General features: G+C 55.9%; 24 protein-coding genes. 5 read left to right on the top strand and 19 right to left on the bottom strand.

Annotated elements, in window-relative coordinates; translation table 11 throughout:
- Positions 1–7: 7 nt before the first annotated feature.
- From F3J39_RS17780 to F3J39_RS17715, 14 genes are all read right to left on the bottom strand, one after another.
- The gene (locus F3J39_RS17780; RefSeq protein ID WP_166714506.1) at positions 8–3,598 is read right to left on the bottom strand and encodes a hypothetical protein; all 3,591 of its coding nucleotides are present in this window, start codon (positions 3,596–3,598) and stop codon (positions 8–10) included.
- Between the two features lie 5 nt (positions 3,599–3,603).
- Positions 3,604–4,047: a phage tail protein gene (locus F3J39_RS17775; RefSeq protein ID WP_166714505.1), complete on the bottom strand. Its 444-nt coding sequence runs from the start codon at positions 4,045–4,047 to the stop codon at positions 3,604–3,606.
- Between the two features lie 61 nt (positions 4,048–4,108).
- Positions 4,109–5,200 (bottom strand): hypothetical protein, encoded by a 1,092-nt coding sequence (locus F3J39_RS17770; protein ID WP_052246525.1) that lies wholly within the window; start codon positions 5,198–5,200, stop codon positions 4,109–4,111.
- A 9-nt stretch (positions 5,201–5,209) separates the two neighbouring features.
- Positions 5,210–6,643 (bottom strand): baseplate protein, encoded by a 1,434-nt coding sequence (locus F3J39_RS17765; protein ID WP_166714504.1) that lies wholly within the window; start codon positions 6,641–6,643, stop codon positions 5,210–5,212.
- A 12-nt stretch (positions 6,644–6,655) separates the two neighbouring features.
- The gene (locus tag F3J39_RS17760) at positions 6,656–7,015 is read right to left on the bottom strand and encodes a hypothetical protein (protein ID WP_166714503.1); all 360 of its coding nucleotides are present in this window, start codon (positions 7,013–7,015) and stop codon (positions 6,656–6,658) included.
- A 3-nt stretch (positions 7,016–7,018) separates the two neighbouring features.
- Positions 7,019–10,087 (bottom strand): hypothetical protein, encoded by a 3,069-nt coding sequence (locus F3J39_RS17755; RefSeq protein WP_166714502.1) that lies wholly within the window; start codon positions 10,085–10,087, stop codon positions 7,019–7,021.
- Positions 10,088–10,762: 675 nt separating this feature from the next.
- Positions 10,763–11,581 carry a hypothetical protein gene (locus F3J39_RS17750; protein WP_166714501.1) on the bottom strand — a complete coding sequence of 273 codons (819 nt, stop codon included), beginning with the start codon at positions 11,579–11,581 and terminating at the stop codon, positions 10,763–10,765.
- Positions 11,582–11,592: 11 nt separating this feature from the next.
- Positions 11,593–12,315 (bottom strand): phage tail protein, encoded by a 723-nt coding sequence (locus F3J39_RS17745; protein ID WP_166714500.1) that lies wholly within the window; start codon positions 12,313–12,315, stop codon positions 11,593–11,595.
- 9 nt (positions 12,316–12,324) lie between these two features.
- Complete coding sequence (locus tag F3J39_RS17740; protein WP_166714499.1) at positions 12,325–12,876, bottom strand: hypothetical protein; 552 nt, start codon at positions 12,874–12,876, stop codon at positions 12,325–12,327.
- Positions 12,877–12,878: 2 nt separating this feature from the next.
- Positions 12,879–13,370: a hypothetical protein gene (locus F3J39_RS17735; protein ID WP_040113245.1), complete on the bottom strand. Its 492-nt coding sequence runs from the start codon at positions 13,368–13,370 to the stop codon at positions 12,879–12,881.
- A 10-nt stretch (positions 13,371–13,380) separates the two neighbouring features.
- A complete protein-coding gene (locus tag F3J39_RS17730) occupies positions 13,381–13,971 on the bottom strand; it encodes a hypothetical protein (RefSeq protein WP_040113246.1) in 591 nt (196 codons plus the stop codon).
- Positions 13,972–14,014: 43 nt separating this feature from the next.
- Positions 14,015–14,719, bottom strand: coding sequence for a hypothetical protein (locus tag F3J39_RS17725; protein WP_166714498.1), 705 nt, complete (start codon positions 14,717–14,719; stop codon positions 14,015–14,017).
- A gap of 11 nt (positions 14,720–14,730) precedes the next feature.
- Complete coding sequence (locus F3J39_RS17720) at positions 14,731–16,308, bottom strand: phage tail protein (RefSeq protein WP_166714497.1); 1,578 nt, start codon at positions 16,306–16,308, stop codon at positions 14,731–14,733.
- Positions 16,309–16,354: 46 nt separating this feature from the next.
- Complete coding sequence (locus F3J39_RS17715) at positions 16,355–18,094, bottom strand: capsid protein (protein ID WP_166714496.1); 1,740 nt, start codon at positions 18,092–18,094, stop codon at positions 16,355–16,357.
- A 170-nt stretch (positions 18,095–18,264) separates the two neighbouring features.
- On the opposite strand from F3J39_RS17715, the gene F3J39_RS17710 reads away from it, so the two are divergent.
- Together F3J39_RS17710 and F3J39_RS17705 are read left to right on the top strand one after the other, a co-directional pair.
- Positions 18,265–18,699 (top strand): hypothetical protein, encoded by a 435-nt coding sequence (locus F3J39_RS17710; protein ID WP_166714495.1) that lies wholly within the window; start codon positions 18,265–18,267, stop codon positions 18,697–18,699.
- A gap of 98 nt (positions 18,700–18,797) precedes the next feature.
- Positions 18,798–19,382: a hypothetical protein gene (locus F3J39_RS17705; RefSeq protein ID WP_166714494.1), complete on the top strand. Its 585-nt coding sequence runs from the start codon at positions 18,798–18,800 to the stop codon at positions 19,380–19,382.
- Between the two features lie 137 nt (positions 19,383–19,519).
- On the opposite strand, the gene F3J39_RS17700 is transcribed toward F3J39_RS17705, so the two are convergent.
- Genes F3J39_RS17700 through F3J39_RS17680 form a run of 5 tightly spaced genes read right to left on the bottom strand, consistent with a single transcriptional unit; the run spans position 19,520 to position 21,901 of the window.
- Positions 19,520–20,044 carry a hypothetical protein gene (locus tag F3J39_RS17700; RefSeq protein WP_166714493.1) on the bottom strand — a complete coding sequence of 175 codons (525 nt, stop codon included), beginning with the start codon at positions 20,042–20,044 and terminating at the stop codon, positions 19,520–19,522.
- A gap of 2 nt (positions 20,045–20,046) precedes the next feature.
- Complete coding sequence (locus tag F3J39_RS17695; protein WP_166714492.1) at positions 20,047–20,814, bottom strand: hypothetical protein; 768 nt, start codon at positions 20,812–20,814, stop codon at positions 20,047–20,049.
- Positions 20,814–21,098 carry a PAAR domain-containing protein gene (locus F3J39_RS17690; protein ID WP_040113254.1) on the bottom strand — a complete coding sequence of 95 codons (285 nt, stop codon included), beginning with the start codon at positions 21,096–21,098 and terminating at the stop codon, positions 20,814–20,816. The genes F3J39_RS17695 and F3J39_RS17690 overlap by 1 nt, the downstream gene beginning before the upstream one ends.
- A 27-nt stretch (positions 21,099–21,125) precedes the next feature.
- Complete coding sequence (locus tag F3J39_RS17685) at positions 21,126–21,323, bottom strand: hypothetical protein (protein WP_166714491.1); 198 nt, start codon at positions 21,321–21,323, stop codon at positions 21,126–21,128.
- Entirely contained in the window at positions 21,323–21,901 is a 579-nt protein-coding gene (locus F3J39_RS17680) for a hypothetical protein (RefSeq protein WP_166714490.1), read from the bottom strand. Before F3J39_RS17680 ends, F3J39_RS17685 begins: the two co-directional genes overlap by 1 nt.
- 195 nt (positions 21,902–22,096) lie before the next feature.
- Here F3J39_RS17680 and F3J39_RS17675 point away from each other — a divergent pair, with 195 nt between their 5' ends.
- The 3 genes from F3J39_RS17675 to F3J39_RS17665 form a co-directional block, all read left to right on the top strand.
- Positions 22,097–22,477 (top strand): hypothetical protein, encoded by a 381-nt coding sequence (locus F3J39_RS17675; protein WP_166714489.1) that lies wholly within the window; start codon positions 22,097–22,099, stop codon positions 22,475–22,477.
- A 65-nt stretch (positions 22,478–22,542) separates the two neighbouring features.
- Positions 22,543–22,824, top strand: a complete 282-nt coding sequence (locus F3J39_RS17670; RefSeq protein WP_166714488.1) for a helix-turn-helix domain-containing protein — start codon at positions 22,543–22,545, stop codon at positions 22,822–22,824.
- On the top strand, positions 22,817–23,269 hold a 453-nt coding region (locus tag F3J39_RS17665; protein ID WP_166714487.1), incomplete at its 3' end, for a hypothetical protein. The genes F3J39_RS17670 and F3J39_RS17665, both read left to right, overlap by 8 nt.

The raw sequence follows: 23,269 nt of genomic DNA, 5'->3' as shown, positions 1-23,269 counted from the left end.
AGATATCTCATATAGACGAAGCGGTATACCAGCTGCCATTAACGCAATACTGAAGGGGGCGGGCATAAATGGAATCAATGTATTCATCTCTATTTCCGTTCGTGGCAGCGGTTAAAACATACCCACCAGTATCATTCCACGCGGCCCCCTTCCACGCCTGTGAGGAGCGTGCAGAACCGAGGCGGATAGCAGTCACCACTTTGGTAGAAAGCCAGCCGCCCCATGCCGTGCCATAAACATTGCCGTCAAGTGCCACGCGTGCAGAACCAACATACAATCCTCCGGAGCCACCAATAAAAACAGCACCATCATGTAGGGACACCGAGCTATTACCGATGTAATTGGTAAAGGCAATATTATCGGAGTTAGCTGAACCCTGACCTAAATACCAATGGTTTGAACCGTCGTATTTTTCACCTCTAATCCAGTACCCCTGATTAACCGTAGCCGGTCTCAGTACGACGCTTTCTCCATCCTTAACATGGCTCGTATGAGCGTTAATGACTACGTTGCCACGCATGGTGACCTGATGCCCGAATACGGCCTCGCCAGTGCGGGTATTAAAAGAAGCCGGTCTTAAAGCATTAAAGCTGCCTTTTTGATCATCTGGATCGGTAAAGAGCAGGTAGAAATAATCGCCGTCTATGCGGAAAAATGAACCAACATCACCATAAGTTATACGGTAGTTATCTTGTATATTGCTGGACAGTTGCAGGTTGAGCTCAGCACGCGGCACATCTGGACTGATAAAACTGATGTACTTTGAATTATTGAGATAAAGGTCAATCGTGCCTTCAGCAGAGCCAACGAATCCGCTGTCGGCATCACCAATGTTTATAGACGGCGCAGCATCAGCAAATACCCCTGCGGCAATCTTGCCAAGACTGATACTGTCGCTTTTCAGATTGCCCCGGACTTCCATCGCATAAGAACTGTCAGGCAGGCCATAGCTGATGCCACCAACAATCGTCTGTCCCATCAGAAGGTTTGGCGCAGTACCCTGCATGCAAAGGTTCCAGCGGGTTACGCCTTCGCGCGCATTCAGGCGCCCGTCAAATGCGACAGCCGAGAGGATATTTGCGCTGGTTTTATCGTATGCGCGGAACGACGAGAAATTGCTGATTTTCGTGGTGCTGTTGACGGTACCGGAGTTCGCCCAAAACTCCACCGCGTCATTCAGGGTATGCGCTGTTTTCCCATCGCCAAACGTTAACTCAGCGCCAAAGCCCAGCGCGCGCTCTGTCGCGTCTGCGCCAATATTCGCATACGCCATAGCCACCAGCTGCGTCGTGCCAGTCAGGTTGCCGTTGCCGGCGAGACCGTTACCCAGCGTCAGCAGCCGGGAAGCGGACGCGCCAGCCCCCAGGCCGACAGACAGCTGGCCTCTGGAACCAAAAGCAGCACAATACTTACTCCACGTTTTCCCGTTATCCCGGTTATCTGCTTCCAGCAGCAGGTTAGTGCCGTAGGTTCGCCAGCGATATGACGGGTTATTTGTAGTGCGATCAATGAGCGCCAGCGCAGGCGAAAAGCTGTTAACGGTGATGCCCTGGCTGCCGTCACCATTACTGCCGTTCACCACCATCGCCGCACCGGTAAGATCGCCAATGGCAGTTGAGCCTTTCGCCAGGACGGTCACCGGCCCGGTAAAGTCAGCGCCGGCCGCAACAGTCAGGCTACCGGCGACTGAAGCCCCGCCGCGAAACTTCATTGTCGAGACGTTGATATCGCCCGTGCCGTCGGCAGAGAGGCTGATCCATGTATTGGGTATCGAATTGCCCCAGGTCACGGTATCGGTGTTATCGACTGACTGGCCTAAATACCAGTGCAGCGTATTATCCTGCTTACGCCCGCGCAGGTAGTAAGCCTTGTCTCTGGTTGCAGGCTTCAGCTGCAGCGCGATTTCATCAGCCGTAAACAGGCCTGCGCCATCTGACCGGAGACCGCCGCCGCCAAGCACTGAAAGCCCGCCGGACCCCTGCAGCGTGGCGGTACCGTCGCCGCTGTTGAGAGCAAAGCGCGCCGTGGTCGCGCCGGAACGCGCGCGCGCATCGAGCGCAAGCTGTCCGCCGCCGTGCGTCATGTTCGTGATAGTGATACTGCCGAGCACCCTTCCGCCCCAGGTATCGGTCGTCGTGGACGCCAGACGCCCGAAGATGTTCATCACGTCGGTGTCATACGCCGTCGGCGTATCTTCAGGCTGATCGGTGCGCACAAACGTCATGACAGGCGTTGACGGCTCAGAGCGGATCACACCGATACGGAATCCGGCCTGAATCTGTGAATTAACCTCCAGATTCTTTGCCAGCCTTACCTTTGCCGTATTGATATCTGTCAGGCTGTTCAGGCTGGTAATGTCGTTGTTCCAGCCCGCCCTTGCGGCGCCCAGGTTCAGCAGATCGGTCAGCGTCATGCTGGCCGTGTCCATCTGTTTACGCCAGCCGTTTGCATCAGCACCGCTTGTCAGGCCATGCCACGCCCAGGAGCCGTTACCGCCGCCTGCGGTGCGGATATACACCGTGCCGTTCTGCGCGGCCAGCAGCTGCACCAGCGACGCGCCGGCATCATAGCTGCGGCGCATGTTAATCAGCTGCCCGCTCAGCGCCAGTGGCGCTTTACCAAGCTCAGCCGGACCGTCCGTAAAGCTGCCGCTCAGCGTCCAGAAGGCATTCAGGCGGGTGACGGCTATGTTAGACAGTGAAGTGATTTTGCTGTCCAGCACGGCAGACGCGGCGCCCAGGCCAAATGCCCCCACGGCCATCAGCGCGCCGGCCGTATTATCAGTCGCTGATTGCTGGACGTTCGCCAGCGCTGCGGTACCGAGCCCAAGATGTTTACGGGCTTCCGGAACGTCCGGCAGATCCCCCAGGTTTTGAGCGGCCTTCAGCTGCTTGTCATTGGTTACCTGGTCGAGTTCGATGTTCTGACGAAAAAGGGCTTTGTCCTCAATGTCCGAGCCGTTGTTGGCGCTGACCATGTTGTTATCGATCAAGGCCTTCAGGATTTTCAGCCCCTTCAGATTAGCGGCAATCAGTTCGTCGTCGCTGTCGTTCACCGAGTCGAGCGTGATACCTACCTGCCGGTTGATGCGGTAGTTCGTGACGATCATTGCCTGCGTCACCTGCGTGGTGCCGGTTGGCACAAGCACGCGGCAAAGCTCCAGCTGGTTCGGCGCCAGCGCAACCGACAGATCCTGCGCAAAGACGCGCGCGGCCTTAACGGCGGAATCGCGGTTAACCTGCTCTGTCACAGTACCGACTTTGTAGTTCGCCTCCAAGACAATGCGCGTGGTTTTGCCCGCCACTACCGGCAGCGTGAGATCCGCCAGATGCTGTACCGTGATCTGGTGCGCGTTCACGTCAATGGAGGCGGCGCCCTGCCCGTCCTCCGCCCCTTTTGAGGTGACGACAACATTCAGCCCGGTCCCGGCAACCGGCGAGAAGCCCAGGTAAAAGCCGGGGCGCACCACACCTTTTAACTTCCGGTTAAGCGCGGAACTGGTGTAGGTCTCCAGGTACTGCATATCCGCCGACAGCGGCGCGGAGCCATACGCATAGCCTGACATAACGCCTACGTCGGTAATTTCGTTATCAGTCATGTGCGTTACGCCGTTTTCTGTTCAATGGTAACCAGCAGGTTATAGGCCTTGCCGCGAAATACCGTGTCCTGCTGCAGACAAAGCACGGCAAAGGCGTTGCCGTCGCCATCCACCAGCGTCAGTGTATTAAGGTCATAGGCCTTGTCAGCGGCAAGCTCTGACTCGTTAAGCTGGATAGAGACAGAGATTTCCGCGCCGGAGCTGGTGAGGATCAGCGGCGTCTCAGTAAACTTGCCGGACAGGTTGGCATTGCTGAAGGTGGAAGGAATATCCGCAATGTTCCAGCCGCCGGCAGCATTACTGGTGACCAGCGCAGACTTGCCCCAGTAGGCTTTGACCATCTGGAAGCGGTTTCCCTTGCCGATGGATGATTCAGCGCGACGGATGTAGTAGTAGTCCAGCAGCTTCGCCTTAAACAGCTTGCTGCTGACGGAGATGGTATCAGCCATAAAAAAGCCTCTCAGAGTTAAGAGGCCAGAGGGTAAGGAGTTTGTAAAATCCGCAGGTCAACTATGAGACAAATTGCTCGTAAAAAAGCATTGTAACCGTGCTGGTGTCGCTGCCATCCGCGGGCAGCGCCAGAATAAACTCCGGCGTCCCATCGAAGGGAAACGCCACTGTTTCACTGCTGCCGTCGTCACGGGTGACCGTAACGCCCTGATAGTCACCCTTCAGGATAGCGATGTACTCCACGCCTTCCTCCGTAAATAACCGGGCGCGGCTGTCACCGCCGGCGCTGGTAATAACAACCGGCGCCGGAGCGGCGTCCGGTTTGTTCTGGTAGTCATTCCACCAGGCATCAGCAGGTAGCGCGTCATAGCGCTTAACGTAGCGCGCTTCTCTGACGGGCTCAGGAGACATGACATGCAGCTGTTGTGACGTCATGTGCAGCGTCTTTATTTCCGATTGCAGATCGGCGTAGGACATTTTGGCCCGGTAGTCGATACCGGCACTAATCAGCCGCACGCGCTCTGAATCAGCGGTAAGTTCAAACGAGATAAACAGTGCCACGCCGTCAAACACAATATGCAGCGGCAGCAGCGGCTCAATGATCTGGTCAAACTGGCTCAGCAGTTTGTTAACCGCCTCCGTCTGCTCCACGTAGCCATAGCGCTCGTACAATTCGTTAAGCGCCACCGAAATTTGGGCGCGAGACGTCAGAAAGAACTCGCCATACTGCTCCTGCGCAACCTCCACGCCCTCTTTTGTGGTGAAAAATGAGCCGTAAGGTGCTTTCTCCTGGTCCACCGGTGCATAAAGCGGTTGCCAGGTCACGGGCAGGTTATCGAACTCGCGCCAGAACGTTGATGTGATCGGCTTATCGGTACCCTTAAAATGCACTTCGTCCAGGCGCTGCGCCAGCAAAACCGGCCTGCTGGTGTCCGTGGTTTCCGCCACGACAAAAAAGCGGCCATACTCGCTCATGCGCAGCGTCAGATCGTCTTTGTCCATCGTGAAATAGCTTTTGCGGTTGGTAATGCGTTCAAGCGTTGGCTCTACCGCCTGCTCAAATACTGACTGCAGGATATTTGCAAAGCCCGACCACAGCTCTGACGTGCTTTTCTCTTTAGTGAGCCGGTCTTTTACCCAGTTTCTGATCATGGCTCAGCCTCAGAGATAGTTAATTTCGATGCTGGAGTTAGCAACGTCGAGATAGATAAAGTCATTCAGCTGCACGGCAGTTTTCAGATTGTTTGTCTGCACGTCATAGGAGATAAACAGATCAAGCTCCTCAATGACGCGCCACAGGTCTTTTACCTGCACCTGCGCAAACTGTTTGCCGGCGGCGACATCACTCTGATAGCTGTCGCCAAACGTAGTCGCGTCGCGCCCGAATTGCGCTTCTAGCAGCTTCTGCACCTCGTCTTTCGCATCAGAAATAATGACGTTCTTCTTCGCCACGGCGTTAATGCTTACCGTGAAAGGCTCCTCCTGCGTGCGCACGTAGCGGAAGGTTTTATTCAGCTCGTTGGGTACCGACAGGACGGCGGTCATGATCAGTTCTTCGAGCTCTGCCTGTGTATACCCCGGCTTATGGCCACAAAAGAAAATCGTGTTGATGTTGGAGAGCGATTTAACGCCGGTTGACTGCTCCTGCTCCTTTTCGCCCCAGGCGCTGATCCACGACATACCCGGCACTTTGCGATTCAGGAAGTATTTGTAATCACCGCCCCATACAACCTGCTCATCATAGGTAACGTAGTACTGCGCCCGGTTGCGGGTCTCCTCGGTTGATTCAAAACCGCTGCCACCGGTGATCGGCGTCATAGTCACCACCTCAATTTTGCTGCTCATATCGGCAATGTTGCCCGCCGGCGTCAGCTTCTGGCCCTGCGTCAGCGTGGTGTCACCCCGGCTGCACCACACGTCCAGATCGACCTTGCTGCCCGTCTCCGGCATTTTACCAATTGCGCCATCGCCAAAGCGCACGCCCAGCTGCTCGGACGGCTTATAGACCATCACGTAATGCTTACTGGTGCCGCGCGACAGGCGAAACAGCGGGTTATTTTCCCACAGGGTTTTGTTCTCGTTTTCCGTTACAAAAACGTCGAGTGAAACGGCCTCCTCGGTAATGTCACGCGGCAGCATAACCGTGTAAAACGCCGATTCAGCCTCAATGGTGGTGGACACGTTGACGTACTCCATCTGGCGCACGTCGTTCACCGTCACGCTTTTGCCTGCCGGGATATAAATCACGTCGGTTGTGACGTAGGGCAGCTGCGCCAGCGACAGAAACTCTGCGTAAATCGGCAGCTGAATGTCCTGATCCGTTTTATTGGTGATCTTCACGCTGCCCCATGACGGCGTGATTAAGTGGCCAATGTAGTTACGATCTTCGGCTGCGGCGAGAATGCTCGATCGCTTCGTTGCCGTGGAGATAAAGCCCTCAGTCAGCCCGCGTTCGGCGGTGCTCTGCGCGGCGTAAATGATTTGCGCGCCAAACACGGCCATCATCTGAATGAACTGGCTATTGGTAAACTTTCTCCACCAGCTGTTGCTCTGCAGCAGCCCGTTAAATTTGTCCTGTAATGCCTGAATGTTCACGATATTCCCCGGTTAACTTTTGTTCATGGACACGGCCAGCGTGCCGTTTGATGTGACGAATGTGATTTGCCAGGTATCAACGTTCTCCGGGGCGCAGCGGATAGCGCGTAACCCCAGCCCCGGCAGATCGATACGCAGCTTGCGCAGCAGCGCCGCTTCTATGGCGACTTCGGTTAAATGGCCGGTCTCCGATCCGACTGGCTCATGTTTGTAGTCCTGCATGGTGTTCCCCCAGCCAGGCAGGCCATAGACGCTGCCCTGCGGGGTTCTCAGCCACTCTTCAAGGCGGGCAAGCCACGCCTGAGAATCGCCCTCTTTCAGCACGACGCCGCCCTGATCCACGCGCATCAGGCAGTCAATTTCGTTTTGCATGCGTTAGTCCCTCAGTAATTCGTTGAGCGCCGGATCGCTGATGCTCAGCGACGACGACTGGCGCGGCGCCGGCTGCGCGGTATTGACCACTTTGTCCGGTGCTTCTTCGCCTTTTTTCTTGGTGACGCCCAGCAGCGCCTCCAGCTGCGTGCGCATGGCTTTCAGCTCTTTGAGCATGTCCGAATCCTGACCGGCGCTGTCGCCCTTCATCATCGGACGCATGCCGCTGGCGCCTAAATCAGTGACGTTCGGGATTTGTGCCGGGTGACTCAGCAGCGGCTGCTGCGGTGCGGAACGTGCCGGGGATGCGCTGCCGCCTGCAAAAAATGACTGGCCGGCGCTGGCCAGCGACTCAATGCCGCTGTCCAGAAAACCGCCCGCTTTGCTGGTGAGCGGTGACACGGCCCTGAGAATCCCCGGATCGGTTATGCCCGCCTGACCCAGCACGCCGCTTATCATGTCGTTACCGCTGAAGCCTCCCAGCGTCTGGCTGAAGGTGTCGCCCAGGGCAGGCATGACGGCAGAGCCAACGGCTTTCACGCCGTCCATCGCGCCACCCATCATGCGATCAAAAAATCCGGCTTCTGCTGCAGGCTGCGCTGGCGCGCTGTCAGCCGCCATAGCCCTGTTGATGACCTGCTCTTTTGCCGCATTAACAACGCTGCCGGACGTGGCAGAGTTCGGACGGACGCGGGCGCGGCCAAACGATGCGCCTGACGTAGCAACGGGACGTGAGCGCGTGGCAATCTGGCCCGGTGAAAGCGCCGCCAGCTGCAGCCCAGCCGGGAGCGAATCGCCGGCAGGCAGCGAAAGGCCGCTGGTTGGACGGTTGCGGGCCAGACCTTCCACGCCCAGTGATTCAGCTGCGCCCTGTAACTTGCCGTCAGCCCACTGGTTGAGGCCTTTCACGCTGCCCCAGGCGGACGACGCGTCCTGTTTGATTTTGTCGGTTAAGCCCGTGGCAGGTTTATCTTTGTCAGATTTCGCGGCGGCGGCGGCAACCTGTGAGCCGGTTGGCGCAGCGGGCGCATTTACCACGACGGCAGGTGCTGCAGCAGGTGTCGCTGGCATGGCAGGTGCGGCAGCGGGTGCCGCTGCACCAGGCGTTACTTTTACCTTGTCGCCGGCCGAATAAAGCGAATCGGCGGCAACGGGTGCCAGCCCCTGCTTTGTCCGCGCTTCGTTTACCGACTTCAGTGATTCATCACTGAATTTGCCCCCTACCCACTTGCCGTTTTCATTGTGGCCAATGGCATTCATCATGAAGTCATTCGTCACCTGCGGGTTGCCGCCCTCGATGGTGGCGATACCCCGCATCATCTGCGTCATGACTTTGGGATCTTTGAGGTCAAGCTGCTGATTGCTTTTCACACCCAGCTTTTTAGAGAGTGAATCGACGTAATTCGACGTGTCATTTTCACTCTGCGGGGCATACAGCTTGATAATGTCCTCAACGGTATTGAGCTTCTTGTAACCGGCAGCTTTAGAGGTGCCTTCGGAATAGCTGGTAAGCTGGTTGGCCAGCGCCCTGAAACCTTCCTCCGGCGTGTTGAATTTCGCAAAGCGCGCCTCGCCTTTGGCGTTCTTCGCCTCCAGACTTGCGCCCTCCTGCCCGACAAAATTCAGGTTGCCGAAATTGTTATTGCGGAAGGATCGGGTTTTCGCATTCGCACCGCCGATGTTGAGATCCGCGCCGATGCTGTTTTTCGCCACGTCGGCATAGTCAGCTGTGCTTTTACCCTGTGCACCTACGCCATCCTCGCCCCATGTTCCACCCTGCAGCTGTGAGCCCAGCCGGTTGATCGCCGTAACGGTTTTCTCGGTCCCGTCCGTGATCGCCTTCGTCTGCTCAGCGCTGGTGCCGGTGAGCTTGTCATAGGCGCTGACAGCGCTGGTGGAAAACGAGGTGAACACGTCGCCTACCTTGCTCAGCCCCGAATCCAGCCCCTTAGCGATATCCCCGGTGTCAAACGTCAGCGCCTTAGCCGCACCATCCATACCCAGCGCGCTCGCGCCCTTCGCCAGCAACCCGGTACCGCCCGACAGCAGCCCGCCCATGTTCAGCACGTTAGCAGCGGTGTATTCGCCTTTCTGTCTGCCGCTGACAGCCTGATTCTCTTTCAGGCCGAACGCCTTTTTCTGGCCGTCGGTATCGTGAAAGCCTTCATAGGCGTCCATTCCCGCACCTATTGCGGTACCCACCAGCGGGATCGCTTTCAGCGCGGTTTTTCCGGCGACCTTCCCGGCCACTTTGAGGCCACCTTTCTCAGCGGTTTGCTCAGCGGCGGCGGCAGCGGCTTTCTCAGATACAGCAATGCCCTCTTTAGCTGCTACCTTGCCTGCGGTATCTGTAGCGGCTTTAGCTCCTTCCTTTGCGGCGGTTTCGCCTGCTGCTTTCGTACTGGCAAGCACGGTTGCGCCGGTGGCCGCTGTTGCAGCTGCAGCGCCAGCGCCGGCAACGGTTGCCGCTTTTTTGCCGCCTTTCAGGGCTTCCATTGCCTTTGTCAGCAGGCTTTTCTTTTTCGGCTCAGGCCGGGTTTTTTCCCCATGAGGTTTTTTCTTGCCGTCCGGCAGCAGATCGCCTGCGGTATCAAGCGCCCCTGCAGCGGCAGTAAGCGCACCACGCTTTCGTCCGCGGGAGCGTCGTTTACGCCTGCCGGGTATGAGCGAGTCCAGCAGCCCGCCGTCTTTCCCACCCGACGCATGCGCGAGCTTTTTGATTTCGTCGCGCACGTCGTCCAGGCCGCTGATGATGCGATCGTCATTGGCGGCGAGTATTTTGGTCTGCTCCTGCGTGACCTGTACGGCCTTTGCCTGCTGCGCGCTCTTATAGCCATCAGCTGATTTTGGCTTGCCGACGGCCGGCGGCTGCTTCGCTGCTGCGGTAACTGGCGGGTGCGTCACCGGCGGTTCAATTTTCAGCGCGGCGTTGCCTTCGGTTTTTCCCTGCATGAAGTTTTTCAGCGAGACGACGTTTTTACCGACTTCGGCGGAAATGTCGTACATGCCTTTACCCATCATCCAGAGCGGCCCCCCTGCGGCGGTACCGGCAATGTCTGTCCCTGATGACATGGCATCGCTGTTTGTTTCAGTAGCAGATTTCATCATGCTGGTAAGTGAGCGATAGAAGCCCTGCTGCTGCTGCTGTTCGGCGCGACGGGCATTTTTCTCCTGCTGCGCAGCCGATGCATCGCCTGATTCAGTACGCGATTTGAAGCGCCCGCTTGCGTCCCTGCGCGGGTTTTCTGTTGTGATTCTTTCCTGATTTATTTGTGGTCCATTTTGGTTTCTTTCATGCTTTTTTTGAGGTTCTTGTGTGCTTTTTTTTGACCTTTCTGTGACTTTTATCTGTTTCTTTTGCGCCTGTGGTTTTTTATCGCTTCTGTTGTGCTCTTTTTCAATCACATCAGTGTCGTTTTTAGAGCGCTTATCCGCACTTTCTGAAGCGCGATTGCGCCCGGTAACAGAGCGTCTGATTGTGAGGCCTGAATCCTTGCTGTTGCTGGCTTTATCCGGTTTTAAATCGCCAGTAAGCGCTTTCCGGATAAGTGTCAGTTGCTTTAATTCAGCTTCGCTGGCGTCCTGAATGGCGTCTATTATCCGGGCCTGACTTTCAAGATTCATAGTTCGGCCCTGTATTGTGTTCTTTTCAGTTGCTCAATTAGCGTGTTGTTCATCTGGATAGCTCGCCACAATGGTAAATTGTCCACATCTCCGACAGGCTGGCGCGCAACCAGCGTCAGGTTGTCAATGATGGTTAGCCATCCACTGAGTTGAAAATTTCGGAATAAATAATCCAGAGCGAAAGGGGATAAACAGTTGAGTGGTGTTCATCTGCATGCCCTCCTTTTCGCATGGTGTTGGCGGAAGCAGCAGGCGCACCTGACCCTGTGTGATCTGCATGCGCAGACCGTGACGCAGGTTTCTCTGCATCAGCTGGATATGCGCCACCAGTGGTGCAAACTCCAGATCCGGAACCATGTTTTCCATAATGTCGAAGCGACGGTTTGCGGCAGCTTCAAAATCCTCCGGATCGTCATCCAGCGCGGTGCAAAGCGCGAACTCAGCAATGCGCATGCGTACAAGCGCTGCCTCATACTCCGGCGCGTCTGCATCCGGCAGGCTCACGCGCAGGCGCTCCAGCATCTCCTGACCGCGCCCGGTAAGCGGCTTTAGCGTCCAGTTGGTTGCCACGCCGTTGACCGGCACGCTCACGCGCTCGTATGGCTCAATGGTCAGCAGCTCGACGGTTTCCGCCAGGTCTGACAGGTCAAAGTCGTAGGTATGCACTTCTTTGCAGTGTTCGCAGGTGTAGTGAAACGCCTCAAGGTTATCTGCGCGGCTGTTAATCATGATCCACCAGAGCGCGGTGCGCCGCTCCTGCGCAGTCCAGTCGCGGCTGTCGCTCAGCGGGCCTTCCTGCAGGTGATTGAGGTATTCAGTCACGCGGCGTTCGTCACTGATCTCATCCTGCGTGCTGTATCTGAGCGCGTCTTTCATGACCGGCTGACGAAACTGGATTTCGGTACCGGGACGCGAGGCCAGGGGAAGCGGGGGAATATTCACGGGAGTGTCCTTCAGAATTTAATGAGGTTTGATACGGATGATTGAACCTGGTTTGTAATTCCTCCGGTTAATCCTTTTGCCAGTCCGTTCAGCGCGCCGCCGGCGCTGGTGTACTTCACAAAGGTCACAGGGAAGGTGGCAAACTCGCCCACGGCATCGCGCGCGCGGGAGATCTCGCCAATCGTGGTAATGAAACCCTTCATTTCTTCTTCCTGTGAGGCCTGACCATCCTGCGTCACCCGGTAAATCCGGATGTTTAACAGGTAGGCAGGAGGGAGGTTAAAGGTGCCGTCGCCGTTGGATATGCGCGCCCGCTTCTCCTTGAATTTCTGCAGCAGTTCGCCGCTTTCGTTGTCGCGGAGCGTCATGGTGACAGAGCCCGCCGTAACGTGGGTTGGCTTCACGAACTCCACGCCGCCAATCAGCTTGCTCTCGGTCTCCACGTTGTTAGCGCTGTAGGTGATATCTTTCACGTACATATCCACGCGCGAGAAGCCGTCTATTTCGATGTTCCATTGCCAGCCCTGCGCGTAGCGAATGCGCATCGCCATTTCCAGAATGGCTTTAGCACTGGAGAGCTCAGGCGGCAGGCCTGCATAAGACGCGCCACCGCCGCCGCTCATGTTTGAGGAGGCACGCGCCAGAATGTTGGATATCAGGCTGCTGCCAGCCTGTCTGGCCGTACTTGAGGCCAGGCCTTTGATGTTCCCGGCCAGCCCGTCAAAAAAGCTCATGCAGTCTCCTTACCAGGAACTCATTGCGGGGATAATTGCCCGGTTAGCGGAGATCTGCGCTTCCAGATCGGTTTTGCGCTGGTGCAGCGTGGCTTCATCCGGCAGAAACGTTGCATCAAACTTTCCGGCGATGTGCAGCCGGCGCAGGCGCTCCACGTTAGGAATCGCTATCAGCGCTTCAAGGTAATCTTCAATCAGCCCGGTAATGTCCGGCGGCAGCGTCGCCACGTCATAATCGCAGTCGCGGATATTGCGAAAGTAGAGCAGGGTGAGCGGCCATTTTTCGCGGCCAGTCAGCTCAAGCTCTATGGTGGATTCCCAGGGATCGGCGTACACCAGCGCGCCATTGAAGTCGTTCACGTTTACCAGCGAGAGGTAATCAGACGGAAACGGGAGGCTTGCGCCCCCCGTTTTTTCAATGCGTGTGCGACCGGTTACGCCGGCCCGATCCTGATAGACGCCCAGCGCCTGGCGGAGAAGGCTTTGCAGCAGCGGTGCCTCGTCCACCAGCAGCGTCGTGAAGCGCGTTTTTACGGCTTCAAGCAGTTCGGCCGGCGTCATGATTATTCAGCCCAGTTATACACTACGCGCAGCGGCAGCTTGACGGCTGCAGTCGTGTCCTCAGAGCCAAAATCCACGGCGTCTGAGTAGATTTTGCAGTGCAGGTAGTTGCGCGTCAGGCCAGCGTCAGCGCCGCTGTTTGACTCGGCGGCGGCGGCAAAGGTGAGATCCAGATACTCTTTGTTGAGCACCATTTTGCGGACGGCTGCAAAGACGTCGCCCTTAATGGTTTCAACGCAGGTCATCTGGAACTCGCCGGAGTTTTTCAGTACGCCGTGCTGGTTAAACTTCATGCCGCCTGGCGCAACGTCCTCAACGTCCTCACGCGCCATTTCAGGCAGCTGAGTTGTGCGGACCAGAATGGACAGATTCGGGTAACCCTTAACGGTCATCCAGTATTCGGAGCCGATAAGTTTTTCACCGGCGGCAAGGTTCTGGTTAAAGCGTTTTTTCAGAAATGCCACGTCGGGTTTTGTGTTGGAAAAGCCGGACATAAATTGTTCCTCAGATAAACATAAATGGAATATCAGACTGGTTCTGGACGCTCTGGCCGGAGCACTGCAGCGTGACGGTGTTGTGCGTGTAATACCCCTCAGCGGTACGGGGCGCGTCCAGCTGGTAGCTGACGCTTTTGATCACAACGTCCATGATCTTCAGGCGGCGCCCGATATCCAGAATGACGGGGAGAGGACGGCGACCGCCGGGGAGGGCGGCATTCAGTTCAGGCGAAGCCATTTGCTGCAGCGCCATGATTGCGTCCATTACTTCGATCTTCGCGTTCACGGTGGCCATCAGGTCTACCACGATGCTGAACTCTGGCGGCTGCTGGCCTTCCCAGATAAGCAGGGAGTTAAATTCAGACTTTGAGGTATTCCCGGTTGCCGCCTGCGTGCCGCTCGCCAGCTTGCCCGCTGCCGTGCTGACCGCACCGGCCACGCCGCCAAGCGAGTCATTGGCAAAAGGGGATTCCCACATGGATTCGAGACTGGCGCTCGACCCTTCCCCGATATAGCCCACGACCATCGCCGTCTGAGACGTGATGTAGAGCTTCAGGAATGGGCTTACCCCGTCCGGCATGATTGCACCGCAGATCATCGCGCTATCCTCATTGCCGCCGGCGTTAACCGGCGGCTATCCCTTACAGACCGCGCTTTTTGCGCAGCTTCATCGACTTCTTACGGTGCGCGTTCGCCATTGAGCTGTGCGCCTTCATGCGGGCTTTTTTGAGCGCCTGCTTCTGCAGAGACGTCATGCGGCGCTTCTTCGGACGCTTGCGGATAAGCGTTACCACGCCATCGCGCACGGCTTTGAACGTGGCTGACTCAAGCATGGCTTCGCCACCTTTGCCGCCAGCAACGGTGTAATCAGCAATGGCTTCGTCGTCGTCGCTCAGGCCGGAAAGCGCCTCGAATACGTTCTCAGCGGCGCTGTCGTCGTCGTCGTCGATCATGCTGGTGACGTCATCCTGATCCGCACCCAGTGCAACGGCAGCGTTAGCCAGCTGGCCCAGCGCGTCGTTAAACTGATCTACCTGGTCATCAGTCAGATCGTCGTCCTCTCCAATGCCATCCAGACCGGCCAGCACCAGCGCCAGCGCTTCAAAGCTGTCAGCGTCGGCTTCGCCGTCGGCAATCCAGCCCGCCAGCAGGGACGCGGCAACAGAGCGGGCATCCTCACCGGCGCGACGCTCCACGGCTTCAAACATCGCCATGACGCGCGACTCTGCCGCTTCGCCGTCATTGACGCCTTCCGCCATAAAGTCCTGTTTAGCGGGCTCTGCTTCCGGCGCGGCAAACGCCGCGCCCAGGAGGCCATGAGACTTGTGGTTAAAAATGTTGTTCATAATTTCCTCTGTTAGCGAAGCAGGGTTGGCTTACCGACGATGCGGCGTGAAGTGCCGGTAGGGCAGACAGACCAGGTGACTTCCCACAGGTCGATATCTTTCTGCACAACGGCGATGACAAACGGCTCGGTACCCTGCGTGGCGTCACGCGGCTTAACCAGCGCCTCAGCGGCAACGAAGCGCTCCAGAACGTCTTTCAGGCCATCCGTGAGGCCTTTAAAGGTGATACCGTCCGGCTCATGCTTGAGCGCTTCCGCCACGTCGTAAAAACTGCGTGCAATCGCGTTCATCAGCGAACTGATGTGCTGCAGGCGCAGGTAGTTGTTTTTGGCGAAGGTGGTCAGGGAATCGTCAATGTACATATTCCCGTTCTTATCCAGGCTCACCGGGTTAATGCGCGCATTCACAAAGGCTTCGCGGTCGATTTCATCCAGGCTCGGGATCGGCTTGATGTTCTGGCGCCCGATAATGCCGCGCGACACGCCTGCCGGCGCGTAGTGCCAGCCACCGACGTCGGAGACCAGCGCAACGCCTTTCGCTTTCGCCACAAACGCATCGCAGGAGATCCCCCAGCTGACGTTGGTACCGGTAAACGCATCGCGTGCGGTGTACGGCCAGTAGTAACGCGCCGCCTGATGCGAACCGCCGAAACTATGGCTCTGCGCTTCGGCAATAGCGGCGGCTGACAGCTGCGCCCCGTGAATGTCATAAAACATATCGGTACGGGTATCTTCAGCCAGCTTCACCAGCGCGGCGAGGATGGTCGGGTCATAGCAGCCCAGCGACAGCACGGCGGTCCAGGTGAACATGGACTTGCGCAGCACGGTCAGCGCTTTGGAGTAATCCGCCGTTTCAATCGCAGACAGATCGCCGTCGGTACCGCCGCTGAACTGCATATCCTCGAAGCCTTCGGTGATCTGCAGCATCTGCGTTTCAACGTCATCAGCTACCACGGCGCGCAGGCGGGTAGAGCCGTTTTCCAGCGCGGTCGGCAGGAACGCCGGAGATCCCATATCGCTGGTGGCGTCGGGATTAAAAGAGATCTGGTGTGACTCCAGCTCCGTTTCACCGCCGGCCGCGTCAACCTGCTTCAGCGTCAGGATGTAGAAGCCCGGAGCGGTTTTATCCGCCTCCATGCTCAGCGTGCGGTCTGCAGAGGCGTCGCCGTCCTCGATGTAAATCATGGCCGCAGCGCCAGCCGCCAGAACCGGATCGGTTCCCGGCGCGAAGTTGGTGGCAACCACGCTCAGCTCCTGCATGGTGGTATCAGCAGTCAGTGACAGGGCGGGGATCTTCATTCCCGGCGCCGGCACGCGTACCACATAACCGTCGCCGCCGTTTACCGCCGTTGCAACGTGGCGCAGAGGTTCAAAGGCCGCGCCGCTGCGCGGGTGAATAGGCGCGCCCAGCACCGCCTGAAAGTTGTCAGCCGTAACGCGCAGTACGGAGCCGATTTTACCGCGGCGGGAAATGACCAGGCCTGCAAAGACGGACGCGCCGCCGGATGTGACCGACGTCGTTGCGTCAGCATTGACTTCGCTTATGCCGACGCCAGCCGCCTGGCCTACTGCAAAAGGGATCTTATTCATGTGATATTTCCATGAAATGCCCCCTTAACGGGGGCGTTAAAGGGGATTAGCTGGCAGTACCGGTGGTGACAGCTTCAGGTGCGGTTTCGCCCTGAATTTTCTTGCCGGTCAGCATGTCGTAAGCGCCTTCTTTCGCATTGGTCAGCGTCAGCTTGGCGAAGTAATTCTCACCATTGCGCGGGTGCAGCTCGTTGAGGGAAGAACCCCAAAGCGTGGTGCGGTTGACCAGAGACGGGTTGGTTTCGTGGACATACGGGATTGCCGGAACGGCGTCACCGGCGATCAGGCCAGCATCACCGATGGAATCACCACGGCCATAAAACAGAATGTCCTCTTTGCTCAGTGCCACGCCGTTGGCCACGAACTGATCGCAGATAGCGGTCGGTACTTCGTAGATCGGATAGATGCCAAACAGGGTGCCGATGCGCTGAATGTATGGCGACTGGACGAAGTTCGGATCGGCCTGGAACACGTTAGCCGGAAGGCTTTTCAGGAAGTTTGCCGCCTCGCCACCTGCAAAACCGCCACGGATGCCCGCCTTACGGGTACGGTTCACCATGTCAGTGCTCAGCTGCGTAACAGCGTGCTTCAGCAGCGTTACCCACGATTCGTAGGTCTGGCCTTCCGGCAGCGCCACGTCAAACTCACGACCGTATACGGTGTGGAATGCCATAGTGCGCAGACGCATCATGTCCTGCTCATGGCTCAGCCAGTTACGCATTGCAGTAAACTGCGTGGACGACAGGTTGATGCCAAATTCACGGCTCAGATCGGACGCAGACATCACGGTATGCTCAGACGCAATAACGAACTGCGACGGCTTGATGGTGAACTCACGCATTGACTGGTTGATAACCGGGATCAGGCCTGGCGCTTTTTCAACGTTGATCTCGACCTGTGCGGCCAGCTCAGTACCTTTAGCCGGCGCATCAGTAAAGGTTACAGCAATGGTGCCTTTGTCGTAATCGACTTTACAGGTAGCCTGGAACTGGTTGCCTTTGACGTCTTTGTCGGAGAAAAACAGGTTGCCGTCAGTATCATCGACTTTACTCGGACGACGGTTGATCAGCAGCTTGGTGCGGCCAGCACGGATCGGCATATCCGCATTCTCAATCGCCTTAATGCTGAAGGTGAAGGTTTTCTTGGTGCCGTCCGGCTGCGCTGCAGCAGGGAACAGGTACAGGCGTTTCATCTGCGAGTAAACCGCCGCAGACTGCATGTGCATTTCATCGCCCTTCTGGAAGGTGCCAAAGCTGGTACCGGCCACGTTCATCAGCTCATAAATCTTCGCTTCGTCGCGCTCGCACGGAACAAAGGTACATGCGTCGCTGGTGGCAGCGCCCAGCACCGCAGGCAGGATCAGCGCGGCAAACTGCGCCTGACGCATTACGCCGTCAGAGGTGCACATATCAGCAGCCACGGACTCAAACATCGCTTTGCCGTTGCCTTCATGCTTTTCAGCCGCTGATTCGATCATCAGGTTTTCAAGCGCGCGGCTGGCGTTCGCCAGCTGATCAGCTGGTGGATAGGTGCCATTACGCTCTTTGTACTCGATCATGCTCGACGCCCACGCGGTGCCTACCAGACGGCAAAACTCCGGGTTAACGCCTTCAAACATCGGATCACGGCCAGCCGCCGCGCCAATACTGACGGACATAGACTGGCGGTCAGAAATCATTGAGCCATCTGCGTTGCGCTGTGCGTCAACGGTGAAAGCCATAACGCGCGATGCACGCTGCATAACGTCCTGCTCGCGCTGGCGAGCCGGGGCAATATCTTTACTCACAAGTAGACCCTTTTTTCAGGGCGCGGCTGCGAGGGAACTTTTGACGAGGGTGAATTTAAGCGGTTTGTAATTTGCGTAGATCGGGATGCAAGAGAATTATTTAAATTCTAAGGAAAATTTTAGACAAATAGTGTAAATTGCGCGAATGAATTTGACCACTGGTAAACCTCATGGCTTATAAGCTCTACTTTCAATACGCAAACGGCTCCCGCTCACACATGCTTTCGACCGGCAGCCGGCGCGACGCTCAGCAGCACCTTGATTACCTTCTGAGTGAGGCCGAACCCCGCTCACTGGCGCAGCAGATCATCATCATGTACGGCTCAGAAATCATTATGGAAGTCAGCCCGACATTAGGAGATGACGAGATCCGCGCGCTGCCTCGCTGGCGCAAAGCCGGTAACACGCAGCAGATGCATAACCCGGTTACGGCGTCTATTTACATGCCGAGTGCGGCGCGTGATTTTCTGCTGCTGGCGGGTGAGGGCAATCTGGCGGCAGGAATGCGTAAAATCATGCTGGAAACAGGCAGGCCGGAAATCGCAGCAGCGTATATGGCAGACACAGCGGGTAATTCTGAAACTACCGCGCAGCCAGTGAATTGAAAGTCTGAATAAAATAAAATAGCCACACACTAATAAATCATAAGCCGCTATGTCAGCGGCTTTTTTTGTGCGCGTTTTGCGCCTTGCAAGGAACACACATGGCTATTATTTCCACTCAAAAGAAAAATAAATACCAACGCAATTATTGCAGTCGTCTTTTACTCATCGCGTCATTCGTGACTACTTTTACAGGCACCCCTGCTATATCAATAGCTGCGCAGAGCGAACATAAATTTCCAAGTGCTGGCCGTGTTGCCGACAGTCCTATGGTCTGGAGTAATCCAGTTACGCACAACACTTTCGTGGTCGATCCAGTTTGGATACTAACAACTAAAGTTGACCTCGATCGCGTCACTACAACGTTTGAAAACAAAGCAACCAAAGAGGCAATTGGCTTTTCAACAGACTACTTACCGGTAAATCTCGAAACATACATTGAAGACATAAAAAAAACTGACGCTTTTTCTGATATACAAACGTCCGGCTATGAGGATTTAAGGGGCATTAAGACGTGGCGGGCATTTGGTACAGTTAGTACAAATCCTAGATATAAATATGTTGTCAGCCTTCATAAAGCAGGAGATACGATGTTTAAAGTTATCGGCTCTTTTGATGGGGCTGCTGGTTCGTCAAATGCTTTTTTTGAACTTTATGCATCCATTCTTTTATCCTCAATAGAATAAAAACAGCCCCGAAGGGCTGCTTTCAGCGACTGGCGTTATAGTCTGATATCAGACCGTTTCGCCTGTTGCATTCATCGACTGAGGCCAGTATTCCCGCCACGTAAGCGGGTAGCCTGTCGGTGAAGCCGGGGATGTTTTCATCCACCTGGCACGGCTGATAGGCCAGCGCCTTTTGAGGCGGCAGCTCCACCAGCTTTGTGACCGTCACGACTTCGGGAATTAACGGCGCGGGCTTTGTCCCGGAGCATGCGAATAACGCTGGCAGGCAAAGCAGTATGATTAACACCGGCAAGCAGTATCGCCCGGTTAATTTCATCAATTTCATTCTGACTATCCTCTTTAAGTTTCTGCAGATCCTGCTCAAGCTGCGCCTGCTTCTGCGCATAGTCCTGGCGTTCTTTTTCCCGTTTCTCCAGCGCCTGCTGCAGCGTCTGCAACTGCGCCTGCTGCTCAGAGAGCGAGGTTTTAAGCGTGCTGTTATTGCCGGTCAGCGTTTTGTTGTTCGCAGTAAGCGTGCTGTTTGCCGCCTCCAGCTGCGCAACATGCGCAAAGTGATCCGTGACAATCACATATCCCTTATGGCCTGCGGTCAGCAGCACGACGCAGAGCGCCACGGCTACCGCACGCTTGAGCCAGCCGGTCAGGGTGATTTGACTGAACATAGTTACTCCTCGTTGAGCGCAGCCAGAACGGCCGCGGGCATAATGGCGCTGACGGCCTGACCCATAACCGGATCGCCGCTCAGGCCGGACGTAAGCGCGATGGCCACCGCATCCGACATGGCTTTTTTTGCCGTGCTGGTGGACGCGCTGACCTGATCCGCCAGGCGGGAAAGTGCAGACGTACTGGCGGGAAGGGGCAACAGCAGCACATCGAGCGCGCTGGTAGCCTCGCTCAGCGCGGCTGTTTCCTCTTCGGTAAACGCCAACGCGGTTGCGGCACTTCCCGTTGCGCCCGGTGCTGCAGCAGCACCTGCTTTTGCGTTAATTGCCCCCATTGCTCCGGAGAGCGCGGATAGCGATACGGCCTGCAGCAGATCGCCCACTGCGCCTGTAACGGCTTCATCCCCCATTGCGGCCACCAGCGCGAACGCCGGGGCTGGAGAGAGGCGATTCCCCTTTACGTGACACTCCCATCCGGTTTTCAGCTGCAGCAGCTCAGAAGGGCTGCTGAAGGGTTTAACCGCTGCCACGAATCCGGCAGCAGCGCCTGCTGCAGCGTCCAGGCTCGCCGCATAGCCTGACAGCTTCTCGGTATAGCCGGAGACCTCCGCCGGATAGGTGACGTTCGGCAGCAGCAGCGCCCTGACGGATGCGGCCAGCTGCTCAGTGTGCGCCTGCGCCCCCTCGCACACCAAAACCGGCGCTGGCGTAACCATGCCGGAAGCGGAGAGGGCAGCAAACGCGTTGATCTGTTTGTCGTTGTCGAGCATTACTTAACCTCAAACCCTGCTTCGCCCGTGGCGACCACCGATCCGCACGAAACCGGATCGTTGACGCACACAATGCCTTTGCCGTTGATGGTGAACCACGGACGGCCCGTAACAGCCGTGCCGTTGTGAGTACTGCTGCCGTCGGTGTGATCCGGAAACAGCTTGCCGTCCACCAGCACGGGCTTGCCGTTGATAGTGAGCCCCGCGTCAGCCTCAGCGGTCTGACGCGAGGGGAAGCCATCGTGTCCGGAACAAACCGAGTCCAGAGTGCCGGCGGCAGGCATCAGCCCGCCCCGGCGCCGGAGCGCGTTTTATTCGTCATCAGGTATCAGCTCCAGATCCCCGCGGGTGTAGTTAAGCGGGCAGGTGTAGTACGGGTGTTTCAGCACGTAGCGCTGCCCGTTCTCCAGCCAGTCCACCCGGTCAACTACGCACACTTCACCGTTAAACAGGTTGCCGCGTATGCGCACGCGGGAACCCTTGCGGATCGGCTTCTCAGCTATGGCCATCAGGATTCCAGCAGCTCGTAGAAGTCATCAGGGATATCGCTGAACGACATGAACATACCCAGCCAGACGGCGCGGCTTGCGTCGGTGATATAGCGCGACATTTTGACGGTAGACAGCACGTTACTGACCCATTTGGTCTGAGTACGCTGGTCAATCGGTGACATTTCATCCCACTTATCCGTAGCCATTTCGCGTGCCAGGTTAAGGGCGTACATGGTGGCCCACATTACCGGCATCAGATCGACGGTTTCCGGCTCGTCCGGCAGCTCTGCCTGCGCTTCCAGATAGAACTCATACGCGACCTGGCGGACGTAGGTTGGCGTCAGCATGTAGCGCGATTCCGGGCGCATGGCCATCAGGCGCACACGGGTATCTTCTGCCGTGGCGTTTGCCATGATCTGCTCAATCATGATGTTGCGCGTGGCGCGCTGCGACGGGGTAAAGCGCCAGTAAGGCGTTTCCAGCAGCACGCGGGTTTCAGGGGAATAGTTATATTCGTACTGGAACTGCGGATCTTCGCGCAGCGCCATGCTCAGGTTGTGGAAAAGCTCAAATGCGGTGGGCTTACGGTTACTCATAATTCACTCAATGGTGTTAAAGGAAGCGGCACCTTAACCAGTTTGTAATTTGTTGAGAGCACCCGGCGCTGATACTTTGGGTTACTTAATATCTAAATTTTTAAAAAATAATTATAGAAGTTTTTGACACTTTTCCCGTATAGTCTGGCCTGCGGGTAGGTAGTGCCTGCGCATAAGAAAAATAAGGATCATCAGATGAAAACCATTTTTGGAAACGTTGTCCCGGCAAATGGGTTGCCTATCGACAAAACCGTGCTGGCGTCGTCCGGCAAATCCGGCGTGCAGCTGCTGGACTGCGGCGAAGAGTTTCAGGGGCGTTATGAGGTAGTTTCTCAGGGCGTGCTGGTTGCCTGCACCGACAATTATGCGAAAGCGAGTGATTACTACTTTAAAGAGAGCGCACGCATCAGGGCTGAAAGCCAGGCCAGCTATAACGCTAAGATCAGAGAGGCGGAGTCAGCAGGGCTGAACGGATATCGCGTGCAGGACTATGCCAATGACCGTATAAGCCTGAATGACGCGCTGGCGCAGCAGAACACACCTATTGAAATCCCGGTAGAGTATCTGCCCGCTTGAACAAAAAATTTTTGATTGCCAGTGCCATACTTAGTACTATAGTTATAAGTATACGGGAGCTACCTATGAATATAAGCAATCAGCGTGAATCGCTTAAAGATTTCCGCTCCAGAATGAGCGCAGTAAACCACATGAGCGGCAAACAGATTAAGGAACTTCGTGAACGCTTTGAACTAAGCCAGGCAATGCTTGCAGAGTTTATGAACCTTTCGGTTGTAACGATTTCAAAGTGGGAAAGAAATGAAAAAAGCCCAAATGGCGCAGCTTTAGTTTTACTCAATGCTTTGGATATAGATGGTGTACGAGCCTTTTCGTGGCGTGAAAGGAAAGGGGGTAGCTATGGTTAAAAAAGAGTTAGAATCACATGAATCATATATTAAAGCTGAAGAAGAAATTCTTGATGAGGCTGCTGCTAGTGTAGCTGCTAACAAATTGGTTACAGGTTCACTTTCGTTCAAAGCTTTAGAGGAAATTAATTGGCAGCTGGAACAACAACAGCTACAGCAGTTAAATCAACTACGTCAATTGGAATCCGAAATTAATCTAAAAATTGAAATGGCAGTAAAGCAGCATCAAGATACTATTGATGCATACGAAGATAATTACGAAAATTATATAGCCAGCCACAATAAGGCGATATACGAATATAGTAAAAATTCAGCATCATTTGAAACGCAGGAGAAATTAAAAAGCAGGGCGGAAGCTATCCACAAAGATAGCTTGGAATCTTATGCGCATTACAAAAAAATCCAAGAAAATGCGTTAAAAACCCATGAAGCCCAGATGGAGAAT

Source organism: Pantoea sp. Acro-807, from assembly GCF_011752675.1.
In the GTDB taxonomy this organism is placed as follows: domain Bacteria; phylum Pseudomonadota; class Gammaproteobacteria; order Enterobacterales; family Enterobacteriaceae; genus Pantoea; species Pantoea eucrina.
This window is presented reverse-complemented; position numbering and strand designations above follow the sequence as displayed.

What these genes read in the sequence shown, in the direction of transcription:
- F3J39_RS17700 (WP_166714493.1), bottom strand. Translation starts at nt 20,044, where the DNA reads ATGTTCAGTCAAATCACCCTGACCGGCTGGCTCAAGCGTGCGGTAGCC.
- F3J39_RS17710 (WP_166714495.1), top strand. Translation starts at nt 18,265, where the DNA reads ATGGCTTATAAGCTCTACTTTCAATACGCAAACGGCTCCCGCTCACAC.
- F3J39_RS17775 (WP_166714505.1), bottom strand. Translation starts at nt 4,047, where the DNA reads ATGGCTGATACCATCTCCGTCAGCAGCAAGCTGTTTAAGGCGAAGCTG.
- F3J39_RS17740 (WP_166714499.1), bottom strand. Translation starts at nt 12,876, where the DNA reads ATGACGCCGGCCGAACTGCTTGAAGCCGTAAAAACGCGCTTCACGACG.
- F3J39_RS17675 (WP_166714489.1), top strand. Translation starts at nt 22,097, where the DNA reads ATGAAAACCATTTTTGGAAACGTTGTCCCGGCAAATGGGTTGCCTATC.
- F3J39_RS17690 (WP_040113254.1), bottom strand. Translation starts at nt 21,098, where the DNA reads ATGCCTGCCGCCGGCACTCTGGACTCGGTTTGTTCCGGACACGATGGC.
- F3J39_RS17780 (WP_166714506.1), bottom strand. Translation starts at nt 3,598, where the DNA reads ATGACTGATAACGAAATTACCGACGTAGGCGTTATGTCAGGCTATGCG.
- F3J39_RS17705 (WP_166714494.1), top strand. Translation starts at nt 18,798, where the DNA reads ATGGCTATTATTTCCACTCAAAAGAAAAATAAATACCAACGCAATTAT.
- F3J39_RS17685 (WP_166714491.1), bottom strand. Translation starts at nt 21,323, where the DNA reads ATGGCCATAGCTGAGAAGCCGATCCGCAAGGGTTCCCGCGTGCGCATA.
- F3J39_RS17755 (WP_166714502.1), bottom strand. Translation starts at nt 10,087, where the DNA reads ATGTCATCAGGGACAGACATTGCCGGTACCGCCGCAGGGGGGCCGCTC.
- F3J39_RS17770 (WP_052246525.1), bottom strand. Translation starts at nt 5,200, where the DNA reads ATGATCAGAAACTGGGTAAAAGACCGGCTCACTAAAGAGAAAAGCACG.
- F3J39_RS17695 (WP_166714492.1), bottom strand. Translation starts at nt 20,814, where the DNA reads ATGCTCGACAACGACAAACAGATCAACGCGTTTGCTGCCCTCTCCGCT.
- F3J39_RS17720 (WP_166714497.1), bottom strand. Translation starts at nt 16,308, where the DNA reads ATGAATAAGATCCCTTTTGCAGTAGGCCAGGCGGCTGGCGTCGGCATA.
- F3J39_RS17735 (WP_040113245.1), bottom strand. Translation starts at nt 13,370, where the DNA reads ATGTCCGGCTTTTCCAACACAAAACCCGACGTGGCATTTCTGAAAAAA.
- F3J39_RS17670 (WP_166714488.1), top strand. Translation starts at nt 22,543, where the DNA reads ATGAATATAAGCAATCAGCGTGAATCGCTTAAAGATTTCCGCTCCAGA.
- F3J39_RS17725 (WP_166714498.1), bottom strand. Translation starts at nt 14,719, where the DNA reads ATGAACAACATTTTTAACCACAAGTCTCATGGCCTCCTGGGCGCGGCG.
- F3J39_RS17745 (WP_166714500.1), bottom strand. Translation starts at nt 12,315, where the DNA reads ATGAGCTTTTTTGACGGGCTGGCCGGGAACATCAAAGGCCTGGCCTCA.
- F3J39_RS17680 (WP_166714490.1), bottom strand. Translation starts at nt 21,901, where the DNA reads ATGAGTAACCGTAAGCCCACCGCATTTGAGCTTTTCCACAACCTGAGC.
- F3J39_RS17730 (WP_040113246.1), bottom strand. Translation starts at nt 13,971, where the DNA reads ATGATCTGCGGTGCAATCATGCCGGACGGGGTAAGCCCATTCCTGAAG.
- F3J39_RS17760 (WP_166714503.1), bottom strand. Translation starts at nt 7,015, where the DNA reads ATGCAAAACGAAATTGACTGCCTGATGCGCGTGGATCAGGGCGGCGTC.